The organism is Marinobacter sp. 1-4A (genome assembly GCF_016597725.1).
In the GTDB taxonomy this organism is placed as follows: Bacteria; Pseudomonadota; Gammaproteobacteria; order Pseudomonadales; family Oleiphilaceae; genus Marinobacter.
In genome coordinates, this window is record NZ_VCGY01000004.1 from 192,024 (window position 1) to 214,844 (window position 22,821).

General features: G+C 52.6%; 13 protein-coding genes. 12 read left to right on the plus strand and 1 reads right to left on the minus strand.

All coding sequences use genetic code 11. From position 1 onward, the window contains the following. Nucleotides 1-107 precede the first annotated feature (107 nt). The 11 genes from FE845_RS10700 (at nucleotide 108) to FE845_RS10750 (ending at nucleotide 19,816) form a co-directional block, all read left to right on the plus strand. Nucleotides 108-2,114, plus strand: coding sequence for a caspase family protein (locus FE845_RS10700; RefSeq protein WP_200364364.1), 2,007 nt, complete (start codon nucleotides 108-110; stop codon nucleotides 2,112-2,114). Between the two features lie 14 nt (nucleotides 2,115-2,128). Then, nucleotides 2,129-3,559: a serine/threonine protein kinase gene (locus tag FE845_RS10705; RefSeq protein ID WP_200364366.1), complete on the plus strand. Its 1,431-nt coding sequence runs from the start codon at nucleotides 2,129-2,131 to the stop codon at nucleotides 3,557-3,559. Nucleotides 3,560-3,573: 14 nt separating this feature from the next. After that, a complete protein-coding gene (locus FE845_RS10710) occupies nucleotides 3,574-6,120 on the plus strand; it encodes a cyclic nucleotide-binding domain-containing protein (protein WP_200364368.1) in 2,547 nt (848 codons plus the stop codon). Further along, complete coding sequence (locus tag FE845_RS10715; protein ID WP_200364370.1) at nucleotides 6,117-7,010, plus strand: hypothetical protein; 894 nt, start codon at nucleotides 6,117-6,119, stop codon at nucleotides 7,008-7,010. The genes FE845_RS10710 and FE845_RS10715 overlap by 4 nt, the downstream gene beginning before the upstream one ends. 4 nt (nucleotides 7,011-7,014) lie before the next feature. After that, nucleotides 7,015-8,784, plus strand: a complete 1,770-nt coding sequence (locus FE845_RS10720; RefSeq protein ID WP_200364372.1) for a cytochrome c3 family protein — start codon at nucleotides 7,015-7,017, stop codon at nucleotides 8,782-8,784. Next, on the plus strand, nucleotides 8,771-10,837 hold the full coding sequence (locus FE845_RS10725; protein WP_200364374.1) for a heme-binding protein: 2,067 nt from the start codon (nucleotides 8,771-8,773) through the stop codon (nucleotides 10,835-10,837). The genes FE845_RS10720 and FE845_RS10725 overlap by 14 nt, the downstream gene beginning before the upstream one ends. 2 nt (nucleotides 10,838-10,839) lie before the next feature. Then, entirely contained in the window at nucleotides 10,840-12,687 is a 1,848-nt protein-coding gene (locus FE845_RS10730; RefSeq protein WP_200364376.1) for a hypothetical protein, read from the plus strand. Between the two features lie 29 nt (nucleotides 12,688-12,716). After that, on the plus strand, nucleotides 12,717-16,466 hold the full coding sequence (locus FE845_RS10735) for a hypothetical protein (protein WP_200364378.1): 3,750 nt from the start codon (nucleotides 12,717-12,719) through the stop codon (nucleotides 16,464-16,466). Between the two features lie 97 nt (nucleotides 16,467-16,563). After that, nucleotides 16,564-17,835 (plus strand): cytochrome c family protein, encoded by a 1,272-nt coding sequence (locus FE845_RS10740; protein WP_227714288.1) that lies wholly within the window; start codon nucleotides 16,564-16,566, stop codon nucleotides 17,833-17,835. Nucleotides 17,836-17,878: 43 nt separating this feature from the next. After that, a complete protein-coding gene (locus FE845_RS10745; protein ID WP_200364382.1) occupies nucleotides 17,879-18,727 on the plus strand; it encodes a PP2C family protein-serine/threonine phosphatase in 849 nt (282 codons plus the stop codon). A 45-nt stretch (nucleotides 18,728-18,772) separates the two neighbouring features. After that, complete coding sequence (locus FE845_RS10750) at nucleotides 18,773-19,816, plus strand: FHA domain-containing protein (protein ID WP_200364384.1); 1,044 nt, start codon at nucleotides 18,773-18,775, stop codon at nucleotides 19,814-19,816. A 47-nt stretch (nucleotides 19,817-19,863) separates the two neighbouring features. On the opposite strand, the gene FE845_RS10755 is transcribed toward FE845_RS10750, so the two are convergent. Then, a complete protein-coding gene (locus FE845_RS10755; RefSeq protein ID WP_200364386.1) occupies nucleotides 19,864-21,816 on the minus strand; it encodes an autotransporter domain-containing protein in 1,953 nt (650 codons plus the stop codon). A gap of 230 nt (nucleotides 21,817-22,046) precedes the next feature. On the opposite strand from FE845_RS10755, the gene fhuF reads away from it, so the two are divergent. Further along, nucleotides 22,047-22,802 (plus strand): siderophore-iron reductase FhuF, encoded by a 756-nt coding sequence (gene fhuF / locus FE845_RS10760; protein ID WP_227714261.1) that lies wholly within the window; start codon nucleotides 22,047-22,049, stop codon nucleotides 22,800-22,802. The last annotated feature ends 19 nt before the right edge of the window (nucleotides 22,803-22,821 follow it).

Below are 22,821 nucleotides of genomic sequence, written 5' to 3' on the forward strand. Positions count from 1 at the left end.
AATCGGCAATGTGAAAGTGGGGAAGAGCTTCACGACACTACGATCAGTATTCCAGCAGGGTGCACATGCACTGTGTTGGGGCCAAGTTAGGGACAACGGAGACTAGAATGCCTATCAACAAAAAAATGCCTGTTACAGCAGTGGTTGCAAGTATCACCAGCGCCATACTCCTCAGCTCTTGTGCGCATGTGGATCAAACGGTCGCAGTGCCAGACGATGCCGACAAACTGCTGATTGTCGATTGTCTTCTACCCCCCCAAGTTCGCAAATTAGGCAGCAGCTTTGCCTATGCTGCTGCACGACGCCCAATCAAAACCAGTGCCGCTGACTGCGAAATCCGTGGTGGCGAATACGTTGCCTACGATAGGGCTGACTACCGAACAGCACTCAAAGTGTGGTTGCCTCAGGCCGAAGCTGGCGATCCCGAGGCGCAGAACTACGTTGGCCAAATATATGAAAAAGGTTTGGGGCTAAAAGAAGATTACCAAACTGCGGCCTATTGGTATGAGAAGTCCGCCGCGCAGGGCTTCTCAGAGGCGCAAATCAACCTAGGTTATTTGTATGAGAAAGGCTTGGGTGTGGCGCAGGATTCTGCCAAGGCGCTGAACCTGTATCGCAAAGCCTCTGGCATCGAAAACGATAACTTGGAATTCGCGTCAACCATTGAAGTGGCTCGTGTCTCTCAGGACCAGCTCGCCAAGCTGCAACGCCAACTTGAAGCCGAGCAGCAGAAAAACCTGCGTTTACAACAGGAAATGGTCTCCGTTCGCGATCAGATGAATAACCTTGATCAAGAGTTGGCACTGGCGCGAGCCCAAAAACGCAGCAAAGAACTGGAGCTGCGTTTAGCCAAATCTGAGCAAAGCGATGGTGTAGATCCGGCCATGGAGCAGCAACTGCAAGCGGAGATCACGGATTACGAGCAACAGCTTTCAGCGGGAGAAAAGGCTCTGCGAGACTTTCAGTCGAAAGAACAAAGCCTCGAAAAAGAAATTGAGGCCAACACCATGCAACTGGCCTCTGCGGAGCTGAATCAGGGCCGCATGAGTATTCAGCTCATCGATCCGCCCATGAGTATTACCCGCGGTGTGCGTGGGGCGGTAGTTGAGGAGTCTGTAAAGGAGAAGGAAATCTTTGGCAAAATCAATGTACCGGGCGGCCTTGAAGAACTACTTATCAATAGTTCACTCCACGAGTTGGACGAATTTAGTATGTTTTGGGCCAATGTCCCGCTTCAGGGCAGTATTACGCCCGTAGAAATTGTTGCCACCGATAAGCTTGGCCAGAAAGTGGATTATTCGTTCACGATATTTTCCGACCAAACGCCTAACAAGGCAGCAGCGCTCAACCAAAGTACCGATCTGGAACTGGGACGCTACAGAGCGCTAATCATTGGCAACAACAGCTATCAAGGCATTCCGAGCCTAAGCACTGCCGTAGCCGATGCCCAAGCAACTGACAGAGTTCTGCGCGAACGCTATGGCTTCCAAACCACTGTGCTGCTCAATGCCAACCGTTTCGAGATTTTGAGCAGCCTTGATGAAATGCGCCGAACCATGACGGCCGATGATAATTTGCTGATTTACTACGCAGGTCATGGCGAGATCGACAGGGTGAATGATCGTGGCTATTGGCTGCCTGTTGATGCTGACCCGGAACGCCGCACCAACTGGATTTCCAACATTGCCATTACGGATATCATTAACGCCATCCCGGCGCGTCATATTATGGTGATTGCAGACTCTTGCTACTCCGGAACTCTAGGACAGACCAATCTAGCCGCAGGCGGCGTTGAAGACCAAACCCAGCCCAGTGCGGAGTGGGTGGCTGCTATGAGTGAAGTAAACGCTCGCACAGTGCTAACTTCCGGCGGGGTGCGGCCGGTGTTGGATATTGGTGGAGGCGAACATTCGGTGTTTGCCAAAGCCTTTTTATCGGTACTGAACGAGAACACTACTCTGCTTGAGGGGCATAGCCTTTACCGGCAGGTAATGCGCCAGATGCGGGTTTCCATGGCGCGTATCAATCAGGCGCAGGTGCCGGAATACGCACCCATTAAACACGCAGGCCATGAAGGTGGTGAGTTTTTTCTAAAGCCAGTTGACTCCATCTAATCGGTCTTTCTGTTATGACGCAAGTGCGAGAAAGCTTCGCCAAGTATAAAGTCGAAGAGGTCTTAGGCGAGGGAGCAATGGGCGTTGTGTACGCTTGTTACGACTCCGCCATCGGTCGTCGCGTGGCTATCAAAACCATTCACGCACACTTGCTGCAGGGTGCAGAGGGCGAAGAATTGCGGCAGCGCTTTAGCCGGGAAATTCGCGCGGTTGGTAAACTTAGCCACCCCAACATTGTAGGGATATTCGACACCGACGAAGCACAGGATGCAAACGGTGCAATCGAACCCTATTTTGTAATGGAGTTTGTCGATGGACAGGACTTACAAGCCTATCTGGCGGGTGGGACACGCTTCCCACTGACCAAAACCATCGATATCGCTTGTCAGGTTCTGGATGCGTTCGAGTACACCCATAAGCTCGGTATTATTCATCGAGATGTTAAACCCGCCAATATATTCTTAACCGAAGACGGACGCATAAAAATTGCCGATTTCGGCATTGCTAGGGTCGATAACAGTAGCCTGACACAAACCGGTGCTGTAATGGGCACGCCAAATTACATGTCACCCGAGCAGTGTTCCGGGCAGGTTATGGATTCTCGCAGCGATTTGTTTTCGATTGCTGTGGTGCTTTATGAATTGTTAACGGGCGAAAAAGCCTTTAGCGCCAACAGCGTCCATGCCACCATGATGAAGTTGGTTCAGAGTAACCCTGAGCCGCCTTCTGTATTCAACCCCTCCTTGCCTAAATCTCTAGACGCCGTAATGGCAAAGGCCCTTGCCAAGTCACCTGACGATCGGTTTCAAAGTGCTGCGGAATTCGCCCGTGCTTTGGAACCGTTCAAGCAGGGCAGCAATAGGGCAGTTCAAGAGGGCTCGGTGGCCTCTAGTGAAGAAACCCTTCTGGTTCCGCAACCGGAGCTAAGCGCCAAAGATAAGAAGCCGCACGAAAAAGCGAAACGCCGACCATTCATGGCGCTCTTGATCGGGATTGCGGCGGCCCTTTTGCTCACTGGCGGTATTGGTTTTTACATCCTCTCCGAAAAGGACAACGTAGAGCCAGCCCGACTGGAAAATGTTAAGCCTTTTGCCACTGACCTTTCACCAGCAACGCAGGAAAAAGTGGAAAAGCTACTTAGGGTAGCGAACATGCATGAAAGCGCGAACAGGCTGATTTTTCCATCCGGTAGCAGTGCCTATTATGTCTACAACACAGTATTCGAGTTGGACCCGGGCAATCCGCGCGCTCGGGCAGGGCTGCTCAAGATGGAGGATAAGCTTGAAAAGCAAGCGCAGGCTTACTATCGCCAAAAGGATTTCAAAACGCTCAACGCTCACCTGAAAGCAGGCTTGGAGGCTTTTCCCGACAACGCCCAGTTCCGCGCATTGCGGGATGAGCTTGATCGTTTAGGCAACGAAGTACTGGAAAACAATAACAATTAGCGAGGACATGCGCGATGGCGCAACGTGTTCATATAGCCATTATTGGCTCGGGGCCAGCTGGCTTGAGTGCCGCTGCGCGGGCCGCGCAGCGCGACCGTGCCCGAATGGACGCCGGAGAAATCTCCGAGCCGACGCATATCTTGCTGGAAAGTTTTAGTCAGCCTGCAAAAACCATTCAGCGCTACCAGAAAGGTAAGTTTGTAATGGCCGAACCGGGGTTTTTGCACCTGCGTAGCGATTGCGAATTTGGTGCAGGCTCACGCGAAGCAATTCTCACACAGTGGCAAGAGGACATAGCACGTAACGGTATCAATGTAAGGTATCAGGCTGAAGTGCAGGCCATTACCGGTGAGCGGGGTAACTTCAGTCTGGCATTGGCCAATGGAGATGTTGTTACGGCAGACGTTGTTGTCCTCGCCATTGGTTTGGAAGGGAATCCACGCAAACTCAACATATCAGGCGAGGGCGATTCCGCTCTGGCTGATCGAGTTCAATACACGCTGGATGACCCTGAGGAATTCAACGGCGAGCGCATTGTGGTAGTGGGTGCTGGCGATTCGGCATTGGAAAACGCTTTGGCACTGAGCAAAAGAAATCACGTCACCGTTATAAACCGCCGCGCTGAATTTTCCCGGGCCAAAGAAGCAAATCTTAACGCTATCCTACAAGCGATAAATGACCGACGCACAACTCTGGACTGCCTTTACGAAACCAATCCGGCCGGTCTGGAAGCTGGCGACGAGGGTATAGATTTCGCAGTGGAAACACCAAAGGGGCGCAAAGTGCTCTCCTGTGATCGCGTTATTGCCCGCTTAGGTGGTTTCCCGCCGCGTAAATTTATTGAAAGTATAGGTATTGAGTTCAGCAGTGAGGCGATTGATGCTGCGCCAACACTGAATGGGCAGTATGAATCGTCTGTGTCCGGCATTTATGTGGTGGGTTCACTGGCGGGTTACCCGCTTATAAAGCAGGCCATGAATCAGGGCTACGATGTGGTGGAGTACATCCACGGCAACGATATAAAACCGGCCGATCACGAATTGCTTGAATTCCAGTTTGGCCTTTTGCCATACCGCCGCCCACCTAATGAGTTGTTGGATCTGTTTCAGCAACGAATTCCTATGTTCAGTCAGTTGAATGTATTGGTATTTCGCCAACTGATTATCGAAAGCAGTATATGGGTGGCGCTTGAAGGGCCATCATTCGCGAGCACAAAACAACAGGCCGCGCAGTTGGCTGAAGCTGCAGCGCAGCGTCAACCATCACCTAAGACCGGTAAGCTCATTCGCGCGGGAGAGCCCATCTTTCGACGTGGTGACTATACCAACACCTTCTTTATGATTGTTGATGGCGAAGTCATTCTTGAGCGTCATGAGCAAAGTGCAACCCCGGTACGTTTGGAGCGCGGTCAGTTTTTTGGTGAAGACAGCCTTGTATCCGGTCGTCCCCGAGAATACACCGCGGTTGCCGGCAGTGATTGTGTGTTGGTGGAGACCCCGCGCAGGACCATGATCAAGCTGTTGAACAGCAACGATCAGGTGCGCTGCGGCATTGACTGGATTTTCACCGTACGTGCGCTGCAGAAACATTTTGCGCCGGAGCTTTCCCCCGGTGAATTGCGGGAGATAGCCCAAACCACTCAATTGAACACTTACCAAGCGGGCGAGCCGCTTTTTCGTCAAGACGAACAAGGCGACTGCCTGCATGTTATTCGCCGGGGCGCCGTAACGCTTCAGCGCAGCAGTGACGAGGGTGATCTGGTGGTTGCGCAGCTACAGGCGGATGAGCTGGTAGGGGAGATGGCCCTGATGGGCGAGCCCGTGCGCAGGCACACAGCAATAGCGTCTGTGTTGACAGAAACCATCGTGTTGCATCGCGACAGTTTTATGAAGCTGGTTAATCTTGATTCCAGCAGTATCTCCCAATTACAAGCGCGCGCCAGCAAGCACGCTAGAACCTACACCACCATGCAAGCTCAGGCAGATAAGGGCTCGTTAATCGGATTTATGATGGACGAGGGCATGGGCGAGGCCACCAACGCCATGGTGATTGATGAGAGCCTTTGCATCGGCTGCGACCATTGCGAGAAGGCCTGCGCCGACACCCATGACGGCATTTCCCGCTTGAATCGCTCGGAAGGACCATCGTTTGCGCAGATGCACCTTGCCATCTCCTGTAGGCACTGTGAGCACCCTCATTGCATGAAGGACTGCCCACCGGATGCCATTCATCGGGCTGAATCCGGTGAGGTGTTTATTGATGACAGCTGCATCGGTTGCGGCAACTGCGTCACCCATTGCCCCTATGATGCCATTCAGCTTGCCCACACGCCCCAGCCAAGACAATCGCTATTTAGTTGGCTGCTCAAGGGGGCACCCGACACGTTGAGTATCGATCGGGAGGTCGCAGATCAGGGGGCTTCAGGTTCAGGCAAAAAAGCAGTGAAGTGCGATGCCTGCATGAACTTCGCCAATGGTCCGGCTTGTGTCAATGCGTGTCCCACCGGCGCGGCAGCGCGGCTGGCTCCAGAGCATCTGGTTAAACTGGTGGCAAAACAATGAATCTGCATCAATCCATACTGGAATATCGCAAAGGGCGCTATGGCTGGTGGGCGCTACTGTTAATTCTTGCTGCGATTGTGCTCTTTGCCTCGCATAGCGATTTCCAGCCCCCCAATGGAGGTACGTGGCAAGGGTATGTATTGGGGAGTATTGGTTTGGCGTTGATTGTCTGGTTAACCGCATTGGGCATTGTTAAGCGGCGTTACGGAAAAAGTAACGTACAGGCATGGACCTCTGCCCATGTTTACCTGGGCGCGTCTTTGTTGATTGTTGTGAGTTTGCATTCAGCACTGCAGATTGGCTTGAACGTTCATAGCCTTGCCTATGTGTTGATGTGTGTGGTGATTTTCTCGGGTTTCATAGGCTTATATTTCTATCGGCGTTACCCGCACCTTATGGCGAGAAACCGTCGTAACCAGTCGCAGCGCCAACTCTTTTCAGAGCTTAACGACTTGAACCAAAAAGGCCGGGCCTTGGCCAAACGCTGCCATCCCAATTTGGCCAGCGCCGTTGATACTGCTATCGACCGAACGGCTATAGGCGGTGGTTTTCTGGACCAACTACTAGGCCGTGATGGCTCAACCGTAGTGTTGATCGAAGAAGATATAAAAGGCGGTATTCAGCGCAAGCCGGTATCAAATCGGGACCAACAAGCCATTATCGATTATGTCGCCAAATGCATTCCCCGTGCACGCAAGCAGGGTGAAGCCGCAAATATACAAAGCTTGTTGGAAGTGGTTTGCCGACGGCAGACCGTAACCCGGCAGTTGCGACAAGATATCAAATTCAACGCCCGTCTAAAGGTTTGGCTATGGGTTCATGTCCCGTTCACCATTGCACTTTTAGCTGCGTTGGCCATTCACATCCTGTCTGTTTTCTATTACTGGTAACCCCATGCAACTGCTTCTGAGACAAATCACCTACGATAGCAGCGGCTTGCCAGAGTACGCCGATAGCGAGCTGACGCGGGACAACATTGTGATCGGTCGCTCGCAAAAGAGTGACATTCAGCTCTTGGACAAAGGAGTTGCAGCCGAACACGCCCGCTTGACCAAAAGCGGCGACAAGTTGCGCCTAGTGGCCGCAAAAGGCCAGTCCTTCATCATTAACAGTAAAATTCAGAAACAGGCCGAGTTAAAACCCGGGGATGAGATTCGTATCGGGGCGCAGACCTTTATCTGCACCGAAGCTCCTACGGGGTTTGATCTTGCGCTGGAGTGGCAGTTTGTTGAAATGCCAGAGGGCGCTCTTTCCGACGCTTATCGCACCTCCGTATCACAACTCGGATTTAGCCCGCGCATAGCATCCTGGGTATTGTTTGTGCTGGTGTTGTTGGTGGGGCTGTTGCCATTGTTAAGCGATATTTGGCAGGCCGATAAACCCGCTGTTCAAGCCGCCAATGAACTGGCTAACGATAACATGGCTTTCCATAAATTATGGCTGTCGGGGCCGCTATTGTCGGCGCATGAGCTAACTACCGGCAACAACTGCACCGCATGCCATCAAACGCCTTTTGTCCAAGTAAAAGACAACGCTTGCCAGCAATGCCACGTTGCGTTGGGGGATCATGTGATGCCCGCAGAACATCCGGCCGAGATCGCTGAATGGGTGGCCGCTCTTGATGAGTTTGCTTGCCAAAATTGCCACAAAGAGCACAACGAGCCAGCAAGCCTAGTGGCCCGCAATGAAGGTTTGTGTTTGGACTGTCATCAACAGATGAAACCGTCGGTAAAGGGCTTCAGTCAGGATGCACACCCCGAGTTCGCCCTTAGCCTTTTGCGCCCGGATGTGACACGTCAAAACGGTCTTCTGGCAATTGATTGGCAACTTGAGAAATTAAGACCTCAGGCGAGTGACGGGCATGAATCCCGAATATCAGCCGTTAAAGAAACAAGTCATCTGAAGTTCCCCCATGATACCCATCTGGATGGCGAGGCGGTGAAACACGCCCGCCGTGGTGATGCTTTGCAGTGCGCGGATTGCCACACGCTGAGTTCGGACCGGGAGCACTTTGAGCCAACCAGCATGGAAACAAGCTGCGCCAGCTGTCACGACTTGGGCTTTGATCCGCGCACTCCCCAAAAACAGCTGCCCCACGGTGCGCCCGAGGAGGTATACGATGCGCTGGAGGCGCATTTTGTAAAGCTCGCATTTAGCCCGGACACACTCGTCGGATTCGAGCGGCGGCGCATTCCAGGGCGTACGTTTACGGAAGAGGACTGCGATCAGGATTACGCATGTGCCAAACAGCAGGCCCTGCGTGAAACCGGTAGGCAGTTCTCTCAACGTGGCTGCGTTACTTGCCATGAAGTCTCCGAGCAAGAAAACGCTGAAGGCTCCGAGCGTTGGGAGGTGCTGCCAGTGAAGATCAACCACGATTGGTATGCCGATGCGCGCTTTGATCACCAAAGCCATTTAGCGCAATGGGATCAATCCGGCGATGCAGTTTGCTCAAGTTGTCACAGTGCAACTACGTCTGCCGAGAGCAGCGATATTCTTATGCCCAACATAGCGCAGTGCGTCGACTGCCATGATGGCCGGGCTCAGGCAGGTCGAGTGGCGCTAACCTGTATTTCGTGCCACGCTTACCACAGACATAGTGCCATTGAGGGTACAGAAGGCATAGGTGCATTAATGCAAGGAGCAATTCATGACCAGCCTTAAACGCTTAAGTGTTTTACTGTCCTTCCTGCTTACCGCATGCGGCGGTGGCTCCGGTGAATTCGACCCGGCAGCAGGGGCTTTGCCGCTTGGTGGTTGCGACGGCTCCTGCGTGATCACCGAGCAAGGTGGTAATCCCGACAATGTCCGCCTAACGGTTAACGACGTGGAAACCGTAATCGCTCAGGGCGTAGCAGAAGCCGATGCGCGCGGCATCGATGCCACTTTGGCGGTGGTTGATCGAGTTGGCAACGTTCTAGGGGTTTGGCGTACTGGCACTACCGGAATGCCGCGTGACGTATTGATCGCCAGTTCTCCGGATGGTACTGGCGGCTCCGAGATCATGGGCGGACTGGAAGGAATCGAGGCTGGAATAGACGGCCTTGCAGCCATTGCCAAAGCCATCACTGGTGCTTATTTGTCGTCCGAAGGCAATGCTTTCTCTACCCGCACGGCCAGCCAAATTGTTCAAGAGCACTTTAACCCCGGCGAATTCTTTCAACCTGCAGGCCCGCTATTTGGTGTGCAATTCAGCCAGCTTGCATGCTCGGACTTTAGCCAGCGGTTCAACAGTTTTGGCCCATCCATCGGTCCTCATCGTTCGCCCCTTGGGTTATCTGCTGATCCCGGTGGTCTGCCCCTTTATAAGAACGGAACGGTTATTGGCGGTGTCGGCGTGATCGCCGATGACCTCTATAGCCTTGATCGCAATGTTATTGATAACGACCGGAGTAACCAAAACGCCAATGTGGACGAGCTGATTGCTCTGGCCGCAAGCTTTGGTTTTGTTGCGCCCGTTGAGCGGCGGGCCAACCGGATTGCTATCGAGGGCAAAACCCTTCGCTTCGTTGATGGTGATGCCAGCGAGTTGCAGAGCAACCCCGACAGCGCTCCCGCCTTTCCACCGGCCAACGGGCAATTAGTTGCGGTAGCAGGCTACACCGGTGCCACCATTCAACCCGGCTTGGTGTTTGGTTCACCCGCTTCTGGCATTCGCCCCGCAGATAGTGGCAAATCGGATGAGGCGCCTTATGTGGGTGACGACGGTTATGTATTTGTAGATTCCGCCAATAACAATCGCTATCCGGCAACTGCGGGCGCGCAGCCTGTCGCCGACAGACTTCTGGCGAGCGAGGTGGAAGTGTTAATGCAGGAGGCGTTGCGGGTGGCCAATAAAGCCCGCGCCCAAATACGTCGGCCCCATGGCAGCCAAGCGCGGGTCACCATCAGCGTGGTAGACACTGACGGCAATATATTGGGCATGCTGCGCAGCCGAGATGCGCCCGTATTTGGCTCCGATGTATCTCTCCAAAAAGCCCGTACAGCCGCTCTGTTTTCATCCAGTGCCGCGGCTGGCACGCTTGCCACACCCGGTATGGACGCCCGATATATCAGTTTGGTTGGTGGACTGAATACGGTCGACACCATCGACTTAAGCGATTACGTTAGTTCCGTGCAGAGTTTTCTTGGCTTACCTACAGCCCTGACCGATGGCGCCGTGGCGTTTTCCGATCGGGCTGGTGGTAATCTGTCTCGCCCCTTCTTTCCGGATGGCATAGACACCGCCGACCCCGGTCCGTTCAGCAAACCTTCGGGTAAGTGGAGCCCGTTTTCCACGGGTTTACAGTTAGATCTGGTCATTAACGGCGTCATCCAGCATGTACTCTTTGCTGCTGGAGCCATTGTTACGGACACGCCGCAAAGTTGTGGAGGCATTACCCATGCAAGCCTGGGTACCTTTTCTACGGTTGGCTTCACCCACAAACGTTTGGCCAACGGCATTCAGATCTTCCCCGGTAGTGCGCCGATTTATCGCGATAATGTACTCGTGGGCGGCATAGGGGTCAGCGGAGATGGCATAGAACAGGACGATATGATCGCGTTTTTAGCCATCCACCGTGCCGGTGCTCGGTTAAGCGTAAACCCTATAAACAACGCGCCTGAACACATGCGAGCCGATACGCTCACACCGCAGGGCACTCGGCTGCGTTACATCCAGTGTCCGCAGGCCCCTTTTCTGGGCAGTGACGAACAACAGCCCTGCACAGGTAAATGATCATGAAGCCTAACTCGCTTTTCGCTTCGTTAACCGTACTGGGCACGCTGATGCTGGTTTCAGATCTGGCAGCCGCACAGAACTGCGCAGAGAATGACGGGCGTCGACGGCGGCCTGGTCAGGCTGCAATAGAGTGCCTTCCAGCAGTCGACTCACCGAGTGTTAACTCCCAGCAGAACGGAACTGACAAAACCCCAACCTCCACTGGCCAACAAGACCAGATCATCCGCAGGCAAGCACAGCAACGTCGTACCAATCCGGTTTCACCCCTACCACGCCCCCAGTTGAGCGATTATCAAGCCTCGGTTCCTGTACCCGACCGTTGGCGTATCGTAGATTCCTTATATGAAGAACGCTGGTGGGACCCCTACAACCGCAACCTGCTAAAGGGTGATAAGCCTCTATACGATGATTGGTTTTTCAGCTTCACAGGAATCTGGGATACGGTTTACGAAAGCCGCACTGTTCCAACCCCTGTAGGCAGCAGCAGTACCGGAAACGGCGGCAAGCTGGATTTGATCGGCAACGGCGAGCAGCAGTTCTTTAATCAGAACCTACTGATGGAGTTCGTCTATTACAAGGGCAACACTACGTTTAAGCCGCCCGATTTAGAATTTCGGTTCCTCCCTGTTGTTAATTACAACCGTTTGGAACTGCAAGAAGTGCAGGGGGTCAATGCCAATCCCAACGACGGTACAACACGCAGCGACAGCCATATTGGTATTCAGGGGGCTTTTGTGGACTACCACCTGCGGAACGTGTCGGCAAACTACGATTTTGACAGCGTGCGGGTGGGTATTCAGCCCTTCACCAACGATTTCCGCGGTTTTCTGTTCAACGACAGTCCTGTGGGTGTCCGCCTCTTTGGAACGCGAAGTAATAACATTTTCCAATACAACCTAGGCTGGTTTCGGCGTCTGGAAAAAGACACCAACAGCGGCCTGAACGATGTTGGCCAATCCTTGCGGGATGACGATATCTTCGTCGCCAATCTCTATTGGCAGGATTTGTTCAAGAAAGGTCTGATTTCTCAGTTCAGTGTGCTGCACAACCGCAACAATGAGGATGCCTTTTATTACGACAATAACGACTTTGTAGCCCGCCCTGCGTCTATAGGTTTGGAAAAACCACGCAGTTATCAGGTGACTTATTTGGGCTACGCGGTTGATGGGCATATCGGCAGGCTTAACTTGTCGGCCCAAGCCTATTATGCCTTTGGCGATGAATCTGTAGGCACCTTTCGCGATGCCAGCACAGATATCCAAGCCTTCTTTTTCGCAATGGAGCCTTCAATCGATTTCGACTGGTTTCGGCTGAGATCATCCTTTGTTTATGCCTCCGGCGACAGCGACCCCTTCGATGACAAGTCAACGGGCTTTGATGCTGTATTCGAGAACCCGTTGATTGCAGGAGCAGACACCAGCTACTGGATTCGCCAAGCCGTTCCCTTGATTGGTGGTGGGCGTGTGGCTCTATCCGGGCGCAACGGCATTTTACCCTCACTGCGCTCATCCAAAGAGCAGGGTCAGGCCAACTTTGCGAACCCGGGTTTGCGTATGGCAGGGCTAGGTTTTGATGCGGATGTTCTACCGACGCTGCGCGTTAGCGGCAATTGGAATCTCTTGCAGTTTGACGATACCACCGTTTTGGAAACGGCCCGCAATCAGGGCGGGGTTGACCGGACATTGGGGCAGGACATATCGCTGTCGGCAATTTATCGGCCACTCAATAGCCAGAACATTATTCTGCGGGGTTCTTACTCCCGTTTGTTACCGGGTGATGGCTTCAAGTCTTTGTTTGAGGACGAAAGCCCTGACTACTTCCTTTTTAATCTGGTTTTAACCTATTGAACCAAATAACTAAAATAATGGCGGCTCTTATGCAAAATGGATTCTGGCGATTAGATGCTGTTCGCAACATACTCGTAATGGGCGCAGTGCTGCTCGGGCTGGGAGCTGCGAGTACTCTGGTTTATGGTTCAAGCCAATATGAGAAAATCGACCGGCAGTACGTTACTGCGCCCCATGCACCGGCTACCCAAAGTGATAGTGATGTGGAGCTTAAAAGTGCTGGGTGCGTAAGTTGCCATACAGACTCCGATGCCAAGAACATGCATGTTAGCGAGTCGGTGAAGCTAGGCTGCGCTGATTGCCACGGAGGCAATCCAGAGGTCACATTCTCAGGAGTTCAGGGTGCCAACCTGAGCAACCTGACCTACAAATCCACGATGCAAAAAGCCCACGTTTTACCTCGCTACCCGGATGCCTGGCCCACCAGTCGAAACCCCGAACGCACTTACACGCTCTTGAACAAAGAAAGCCCGGAATTTGTGCGCTTTATTAATCCTTCGGATTTGCGTGTTGCTAATGAATCCTGTGGAGCCTGCCATCAGGGGATTGTTGAAGCATCAACCCGCAGTTTGCACAGCACCACAGCAATGTTCTGGGCGGCTGCTTCCTACAATAACGGTATTCTGCCGTACAAAGATCCCATTATGGGTGAGTCCTATAGCCGTGACGGCGTAGGAACGGTTCTGAAAGGCCCAAAGATACCCGAAGATCTGGAAGATGAAGCGGCAGCTATGGGAATTGTGCCGCAATTAATGCCACTGGCTGCTTGGGAAACGGTTAAACCGGGCGACATCTTCAGGGTGTTCGAGGATGGCGGTCGTAATATCGGAACCCTGTTTCCCGAAACAGGGTTACCCAATGCGCCCGGATTGATTCAACGCTTGGAAGAGCCCGGCCGCCCAGATTTCAAACAGTCAAACCGCGGGCCGGGAACAGGGCAGAGGATTGCTGTGCCTTTGCTGAACATCACCAAGACCCGTTTGAATGATCCACTTACCTGGTTCATTGGTACGAATGACCAGCCAGGTGACTACCGTCACTCCGGGTGCGCATCCTGCCACGTGGTGTACGCCAACGATCGTGAAGTTGCTCATTCGGGGCCGTACGCGCAGTTCGGGCACGATGGCAAAACTGCCACTAAAGACCCCACCATCAACAAAGCCGAGTCTGGCCATCCTTTGGAACACAAATTTACCCGGGCTGTACCCAGCAGCCAGTGTATGAGTTGCCACATGCATCAGCCCAATATGTTTATGAACACCTTTTTGGGCTACACCATGTGGGACTACGAGTCTGACGCACCCTTTATGTGGCCGGAAAAGCAGCAGTATCCAACGGCGGAAGAACGCCGGAAAGTGCTGGAACGCAACCCCGAAGGTGCAGCGCCAAGAGGAAAGTGGGCAGATCTGGATTTCTTGAAGAAGGTTTGGGAAAACAACGATCAATATCAGGATACCCAATTTGCCGATTACCACGGCCATGGCTGGAACTTCCGAGCGGTATTCAAGCGAGATCGCAAAGGGCACTTGCTGGATGAAGACGGTGAGATCGTCACCAATGATGACCCGGAAAAATTCAAAAAGGCGGTTCATCTTACGTCTACGCACCTAGACGCGGGTATGCATTGCGCGGACTGCCACTTCTCGCAGGACAACCATGGAAACGGATACCTATATGGTGAAGTGGCTATGGCTGTAGAAGTCGGGTGCAAAGATTGTCACGGCACCGCACAGGAGCTTCCCAACCTGTTTACCTCGGGGCCAGCCGCGCTCGAAGGTGGCACCGATATGTCGTTGATGCGAACACCCGATGGACGGCGACGGTTTGAGTGGATCAATAACGACCTTTACCAACGCTCAATCATGTACCCAGACAAGGAATGGAAAGTCAGTCTGGTGAAGAAGAGCGTTAGCAAAACCAGCGCGGACTACAACGAGAAGGCTGCTCGGGCCAAACTCATGAGTAACGACGTAACCGTGCAGCACTTCGGCGTTGACGTACCCGTGGAAGATCTGGCCCATTCCAACGACAAGATGGAATGCTATGCCTGCCATACCTCCTGGACCAATACCTGCGGCGGCTGCCACCTGCCCATAAAAGCCAATGAAAAGACCGAGCGGCACCACTATGAGGGCGGCGAAACACGCAACTTTGCCAGCTATAACCCGCAAGTCGCTGGCGACCAAATGTTTTTGTTGGGCAAGCACTCTCCGGGCAAAGGCGGAAAGTACGCACCCGTGCGCTCGTCTTCTGCCCTTGTGCTTTCATCCGAAAATGCCAACCGCGAAAAAATCTATATACAGCAGCCACCTATCGCAGCGAGTGGTTACAGTTCACAGGCATTTAACCCTCATTTCCCCCACACCACGCGCAAAACGGAAACCAAAACCTGTTCGAATTGCCATTTGGCTGAGGCCAACGACAACAATGCCATCATGTCGCAACTGCTGGTGATGGGTACTAACTCCATTAACTTTATTGGTTATTACGCTTGGCTCGGCACCGAATCGAATGTTACCGGTGTGGAAGTCACCGAATGGGACGAGCCGCAAGCGGTGATTGGCAGCTATCTGCACCGCTATGCCTACCCGGACTGGTTTAAGGATCATCAAGACAATAATGAGCGCCTGGAAACAGCCTATACGCACAGCTCCGGCAAGGCCCAGTGTGTGCAAATGCGAGGCGAGTATCTCTATGTTGCCGAAGGCACGAGCGGCTTCCGTGTTTACGATATTGCGTCTATCGCCAACAAAGGTGTCTCCCAGCGCATCATTACCGCACCGGCTAGCCCTTTGGGTCACGACACCCACATCTCCAGTTCAAACGCGAGCTGCGTGGCTCTGCCGAGTAATCAACCCATTCGCCCCTCGTTAAACACTGGCGAGCTAATGCGCAAGACCAACCAGGAGCAGCCTTTTGCGCCTATTTATAATTACGCGCTGATCACCGATACAGAAGAAGGTCTGATTCTGGTGGATATAGACACGCTCATGGATGGAGAGCCCACCAATAATAAGCTCAAGCGCGCACTGACGTGGAATGAAAACGGTGTGCTCAAAGGCGCAAAACACCTCACCATTGGCGGAAACTATGTTTATGTGGCCGCAGATGCAGGCATGGTGATATTGGACCTAAGCGCCCCGCTCAAACCCAAAGTAGCCGCCGTGGTGCCCATGCAAGATGTGCGTGCCAGTGCCTTGCAGTTCCGCTACCTGTTTGTCACCAATGCGGAGGGTTTGCAGGTAATTGATGTAACCCATCCGGATAAGCCAAAACTCGTTTCTGAAGCAAGGCTTGGGATCAAAGATGCTCAAAAGCTCTACCTGTCCCGCACCTACGCCTATATTGCCGCTGGCAAAGAAGGTTTGTTGATTGTGGATATTGAATCCCCGGAGCAGCCCAAGCTGCACGTGCAGTTTGATGCAGGCGGGCGTTTGGGCGACAGTCGCGACGTGGTTGTTGGTGCCACCAATGCTTCACTGTTTGCCTATGTTGCTGATGGCAAAAATGGCTTGCAGATTGTTCAGCTCACTTCGCCCGAGCTGCAGCCGAACTTCTATGGCTTTAGCCCGGAGCCTGTGCCGAAGTTTATCGCCAGCTACCCCACAGCGTCGCCAGCCCTAAGTTTGTCGCGCGGGCTTGATCGGGATAGGGGGGTGGATGAAACCGGCGGCCAGATTGCGGTATTTGGCCGTAAAGGCTCAAGGCCTTTGAATAAAGGCGAGATGGAAAAGCTTTATCTCGATGAAAATGGAGAACCGTGGTTCGTAAAGGATTAGGGCAGGGCTCCTTACTTTGCGTTCGCCGTTTTATCGTCACTGAGAGCAAACAATGGCCGGGTTTATTCGAATAACAAGAATATTGATATTGTTGACCATGAGCGCGGTGTTGGGTGCGGCGTCGGCAACTGCCGGGCCATTGCCACAGAACGACGACTACAAGCATATGGGTGTCGCAACCTGTGCATCGTCTATTTGCCACGGCAAAACGTCCGCTCAGACAGACGGCAATGTGCAACTTAACGAATACCGGCTCTGGTCTACCACGGATTTTCACTCACGGGCCTACCGTGTGCTGAGCAATCCCGAATCCAAGGCCATGGCGAAAGCACTGGGGTTAGCCAACGCCCAGAATGCGACTATCTGCCTCGATTGCCATACAGACCACGTACCTAGCGCTAGGCGTGGCCCCAAATTCCAGCTGACCGATGGCGTTGGCTGCGAGGGCTGCCACGGAGGTGCGGAAGACTGGCTAAGGAGCCACACCGAACCGAATGTGACGCATCAAGATAATCTTGATAACGGGCTTTACCCTTTGTCGGATCCGATAGCCCGCGCGGACTTATGCCTATCCTGTCACATGGGCACCAAAGACAAGTTCGCCACTCACGCCATTATGGCGGCGGGCCATCCGCGCCTAAGCTTCGAGCTGGACACGTTCACAGCTAACCAGCCCGCACATTATCAAGTAGACGAAGACTATATTGCCCGCAAAGGCGATCACCCGGTGGGCTATTTATGGGCTGTAGGGCAAGTGGAAATGGCGAAACGGCAGCTCGCCCTGATTGACTCTCATAACCTTGGAAAAAGCTTGAGTAGAGGCTTGATAGAGCTGTCTATATACGACTGCCATAGTTGCCATCAAGGTATGAACCCCCGCCGTGGCAGGCCTGATGATTTCAGCTCCCAGCTGCCTATGGGAAGCCTGCGGTTGATGGATCACAGCTTCGATATGGTGGCCGTTATTATTAAAGCTACGGCACCGGCTAGCTACGAAAAATACGCCAGTTCGGTGCGGGATTTGCACAAAGCGCACAACACACCCAACGCTGTTGGCATCGCAACAGAAAAGTTGCGCGCACAGCTCGTTGAGTTGGCCGCTAATCTTAAACGCAAACCACCAAGCCCCGAGACCATTAAGGCGCTGCGCCAGCGTATTGCCGATAACAGCGCACGGGGCCGTTACGCTGATTACAGTAGTGCGGAGCAAGCATTTCTCGCTTTAGAATCTTTGTCCTACTCCTTAGGGGATCGGAAAAAGATAACAACTCAATTGGACAAAGTGTTTGCCAGTCTGGGTGATGAAAACGAATTTAAGCCGAAGCGTTTTGCCACGGCCTGTGCGGCATTAGCGAGAGTTTTGCCTTAGCAGCCTGCTTGAACACAATAAAAGACCATAAGAGACCGCAGCCATGTTTCGATTATTGGGTAAAACACATCCGGGGGCTGTGCGTGAACAGAACGAAGATGCATTTTACAGCAATGACTCAACTGGGTTAGCGGCTGTGGTTGACGGTATGGGAGGTTACGCTGCGGGCGAAGTGGCCAGCGCTATTATTGTGGAATCTCTGGGTGAGCTGAACCCCTCGGCTGGAGGACTTGTGGCCGCCTTAATGGAATGCCACACACGCATTCTGCAGCACTCCAAAGTTCATCCGGAGAGCAAGGGTATGGGTGCAGCGGTTGTTGTGGCTAAATTGGAGCCCAAGCAGTTGAGCATTTGCTGGGCTGGCGACTCAAGAGCTTATTTGTTCAACCGTGATACTGGCCTCAGGCGGGTTTCCAGAGATCACTCCTACGTACACTGGCTGTTTTCCCAAGGTAAGATTACTGAGGAGGAAGCCCGCAACCATCCCAAGCGTAACTTGGTTACCCAGTGTTTGGGGCTCAGCGCTCCGCAGCCGGAACTGACCACTGTGGCATGGAAACCGGGGGATAGTTTGCTGCTATGTTCAGACGGTTTGACAGATGAGCTGGATGACCGCTCTATTGAAAATACGCTGAATGAAGCTCTTAGCGCTGACGATTTCAGTGCGGTGGCAGTGGATGAACTGATTGCTGAAGCGCTTGAGGCAGGCGGCAAGGATAACGTTACCGTGTTGATAGCAGAAAACCTGCATGTGGCGGATGATATGCTTGATGAGCCAAACGTTGAGACATCTTCTGCAACACAACGGAATTCCTTGTTACCCATTCTATTGGGAGCAGGCGCTGCTGTTTTGGTGTTAACGATTGGCTTACTCTGGCACTTTAGCGGGTAGAGTAGCCAACAACCTCTTTTTCATAGTCAGTGAGTTAGGCGAGCCATGACAACACAACAAAACAGCCTGATATTTCTTCTCCGGTCTGTGAACGGTGAGCAACAGCTGCCGGTTGCTAAACAACTGAAAATGGGGCGCAGCGCTGAGTGCGATGTCGTGTTGGACCAAGGTGGTGCGTCCCGACAACATGCCGTTTTAACTCCAGACCCAGAAGGGGTGTGGGTCGAGGATAGCGGGTCCACCAACGGTACATTTGTGAATGGTGAACGCATTGAGCAAGCTTGCTTGCTCAAAGAAGGTGACCAGCTGCAGGTTGGCCAATCGATATTCACGCTCTTCATCAAAGCCCCCGTGGTGGAACAAGATCCGGATGCGACGTTGCTGTACGGTGCCAGCGCCGATCCCGATGCGACTTTACTGCATGGTGATTTGGATAAGGAAGAAGCTCAGGTACCTGAAGAGGCGCCTTTCGCCAAAGAAGTGCCCGATGATGACTCTAAGCCGGAAGCAGGTGATTCCAAAGCGCCGCCTTCTTGGGTTCTCAATAACCAGCAAAGCGTTGATGGCACCGCATTTTTTTCCAAGGATTCGTTGCCGGGATTACAGCCTAACAGTGAGGATCAAAAGATCCCGCAACAAGCAGTGGACGAGCCCACACTGATTGGCACGAGCGATCCGGTTGTGGGATTGCGCTTTCAGCTCATTGGGGAGGGTAAAAACCAATGGGAGATCGGTCGCTCACCGAATTCCGATGTAATGCTGAACCATGAGAGCGTGTCTGGCGCCCATGCACAAATCATCAATGACGCAGGTCGCTGGAAAGTCGTGGATCTCATGTCGGCCAATGGCACCTACGCTAACGGTAAAAAGTGTCTAACAGGCTATCTATCCAGTGGTGATCTTGTGTGCTTTGGCAGTGTGGAGTGTGCATTTATGCTGCCGGAAGGCGAACAACAGCCGGAACCTATGGTTGAGTCTCGCAGCCCGACGAAAGTGTCTGGCACCGATATTAAAACCGCCGCTATTGCCTTTATAGCGACTGCTGCCGCGGCTGGCCTTGTCTTACTCATTGTAACGAACTTCTTTTAAACGATCGCTCACAATAAAAGTGAGCGATCTTCTCTTGGTTTAGGCCGTTAGAATTCGGCACGAAACCCTACTGAATATGAGCTAAAGTCGTAGCTGTCCTGTAACAGCAGAGTCTCATAGCGGATGAACGCCGAGCGTCCGCCACTGAACACAGCGGATACCGAAGTGCTCAGGCTCATGTATTCAGTGTCTGGCTCATCGGCATTGATATTGAAACTGCCCGCTGTGACAGCCTGCGTGAACTCATTCCTGATATTAACGTCGTCGCTGTTTTCTTTGATGTATTCCAGCTCGACGGAGGGAATTAGAACGCCTCGACTCCAGCTAAACGCATACCCAACCCGAGTGCCCAAAGCGCTGATTAAGCTATCGGTTTTTTGCTTACCTAATGTCAGCCCAAGGCTGCCGCCTTTTTCGGTATAACCGTCAATGTTCAAGTCGGAATATTCCAGACGACCGTAAAGGGTATTTTGCCAGCGCTGATAGTTAAATTCGTAGCCAATACTTGTAGCAGCGGTCAGGCTTCGGCTACTTGTGTCTGAAGTCAACTGTTGTTGGATACTGGCGACGTTCACTTCACGCCTCACATCCAAGTCGCCCTGTGTCCACATGGCCAAACCATCTATATACAGGTTCGGGATAGGATAGTAATTGCCAAAAGAGACAAGAGAAAACGACTGGGCATTTTGACGCCCCTGCATTGAAGTAAAGTCCGTATCAGACTCACCCAGCCCTGCAGCAGCGCCGACTACTATGGTGTCACTGAATCGGTAGTCAAGCCCGAGTGTCACACTATATCCATCTTGGTCATAGCTCGGGCGGTTAGCGGTTTCATTGCTTTCACCAACGCTGATTTTGCCATTGATAAAGGCACCCCAAGGGCTGATCCATTCACTGTTGCCCTCTCCATCGCCTACACCATTACTATCATCCGCACTCATGTCATCAGCAGAACTGTCGCCTTCAATAGGGCCATCACTATCAACAACACTGTCGCCAGCACCACCACCGCTTAGGCCACCCTGCAAAGCCTGAGCTAAGGGTAGATTTTTCCCCATTACCGCCAAGTTTAAGCCGTCGATGCTGATGGGGTTTCGGGCCGCGCGAATCTCTTTTAGCCTCGCGTTTATGTTGCTGGACTGCTGTCTTTGCAGTTGCCGCATGGCCCGCACTTGTAACTTGGCGTGCTGTCCTGAAAGCTGTTGCGCAAGCTGTTTTTGTTCTTCAGGGGTGAGATCGGCTATGTCTTCACAGGGTATGCCGGTGCTCTCCTGTTCACACGCTTCCACAACAACAGCGAAGGTGCTGGCTTCTTCGGGTGTCAGGTTATCTGGCATGGCAACGCCGTTTTGTCCCGGCTCTACGCCAACGTTGACAGTAACCGTCGTTTGGGAGGTTCCGCCAGGGCCCTCCAAGGTGTAGTTGAAAGTGTCTACACCAATGAAATTATCCGGGGGGGTGTATTCAACAGTAGACAGACTATTGGGACTGGTAGTGACTGTTCCGCCTTGTGCGGTATTGCCACTCGTACTCGCTATAAAGGCCGGAAACCCGGCAACAAACTCAAACCAATCGTTTTCTCTAACGGGCAGGGTAACAGCGCCAGTATTTTCTGGCAGATAGAAAGTATCTCGAACAGCCTGAATAGGGGCACCATCATTGGTCACCTCAATATACACCGAGGCCTGATCCGAGCCAGAGTTGTCCTCTATGATGTAACGAATCTCTGCGGTCCCTATAAAACCTTGAGCAGGCTCGAAAGAGGAACCATCAGAGTTGGTTCGAATAATGCCCTGACCTTGAACGAGCTCAAAATCTGCAAGGGTGAAGCCTGTAAAGCCATCGTCGAATATATCGTTGAGAGCCGGTGCGAAAGAGGTTGTCACACCGGGCTGTTGGACATTAAGCGTGTAATAGTCGTCGACGGCGACTGCTGCGAAGGCGTAAGGGTTGGATAGCAGCAACAAAGCGCTTGTAATAATTTTATTTCGATTTTCCATAATCAGGCCATAAGCAGTGGGTTGGAGTCAGTATAAGACACTGCTGAATTCTTGCGTGGTATTGGCCTTAAAATCTCACCCTTTCAGGGCCAAACATGAAGACCATCCGTTGGAAATGAGTTCATCAACATGATGCTTGCGTGTATAATGATAAACATTCGTATTATCATTAATTGCCAGATCACCTTTCCTCTTAAAGAGGTAACGCCAAAGGATCACGTAGATACGCCATGGCCATTCCTGCTCTCGATCATTTATTTACCGGTAAGTTGGAGCGCTACCGAGATGCGCTAGTTTTGAAGGGTCAGGATCAACGAGTGGGTGTACCTGCCAGTGATCTGGCCTCAGAAGAGGGGGTTGCTCGGCTGCTCTCTCGATACCGGGATTCGCAATCGGGTGATGACCAGCGCGCGCTGATTTCGTTATGGTCCAAGCACTATTTCGCAAAACTCACTGTGCCTGTGGTGGTCGCCAACTTAATGTCTGGGCATGATTTGCCCGTTGCTCTTGATCAGGTAGAAGTGATTCTAGATGAAAGCGGGTTGCCCGAGGCATTCCGTTTAGCCCATGAGGGAGGGCCTTTTCAAACGGCTCCTTTGGATTCTTTTGAGCGTTTCAGAGCCTTGTTGGATCTAAATTTCGCGCCTCTTATCGAGGGCTGGTGTACCCACATAAAGATCTCACGCCGTGTACTCTGGAACAATGCGGCCAATTATTTCGAGTGGCTTATCCGCACTTTGGAGTCAGCAGGATTACCAGATAGCCTCCTGTTGGATGGTCAGCAACTTGTAAAGTTGGTTAAGCGACCGAACGGCCTTTCGAACCCAATGGCAAATCCGGTTCGTTACGTAGAACGAGGAGCAGGGATAGAACCACAGCGCCAGCGACAACAATGTTGCTTGCGCTATCGGTTGCCGAATCTGCCCCTTTGCCAGAACTGTCCACTGATAGAGCGTCCTCCGAAAGGAGCGCTTTTACCAGACTGAAATGCGGCAATGGGTTGTA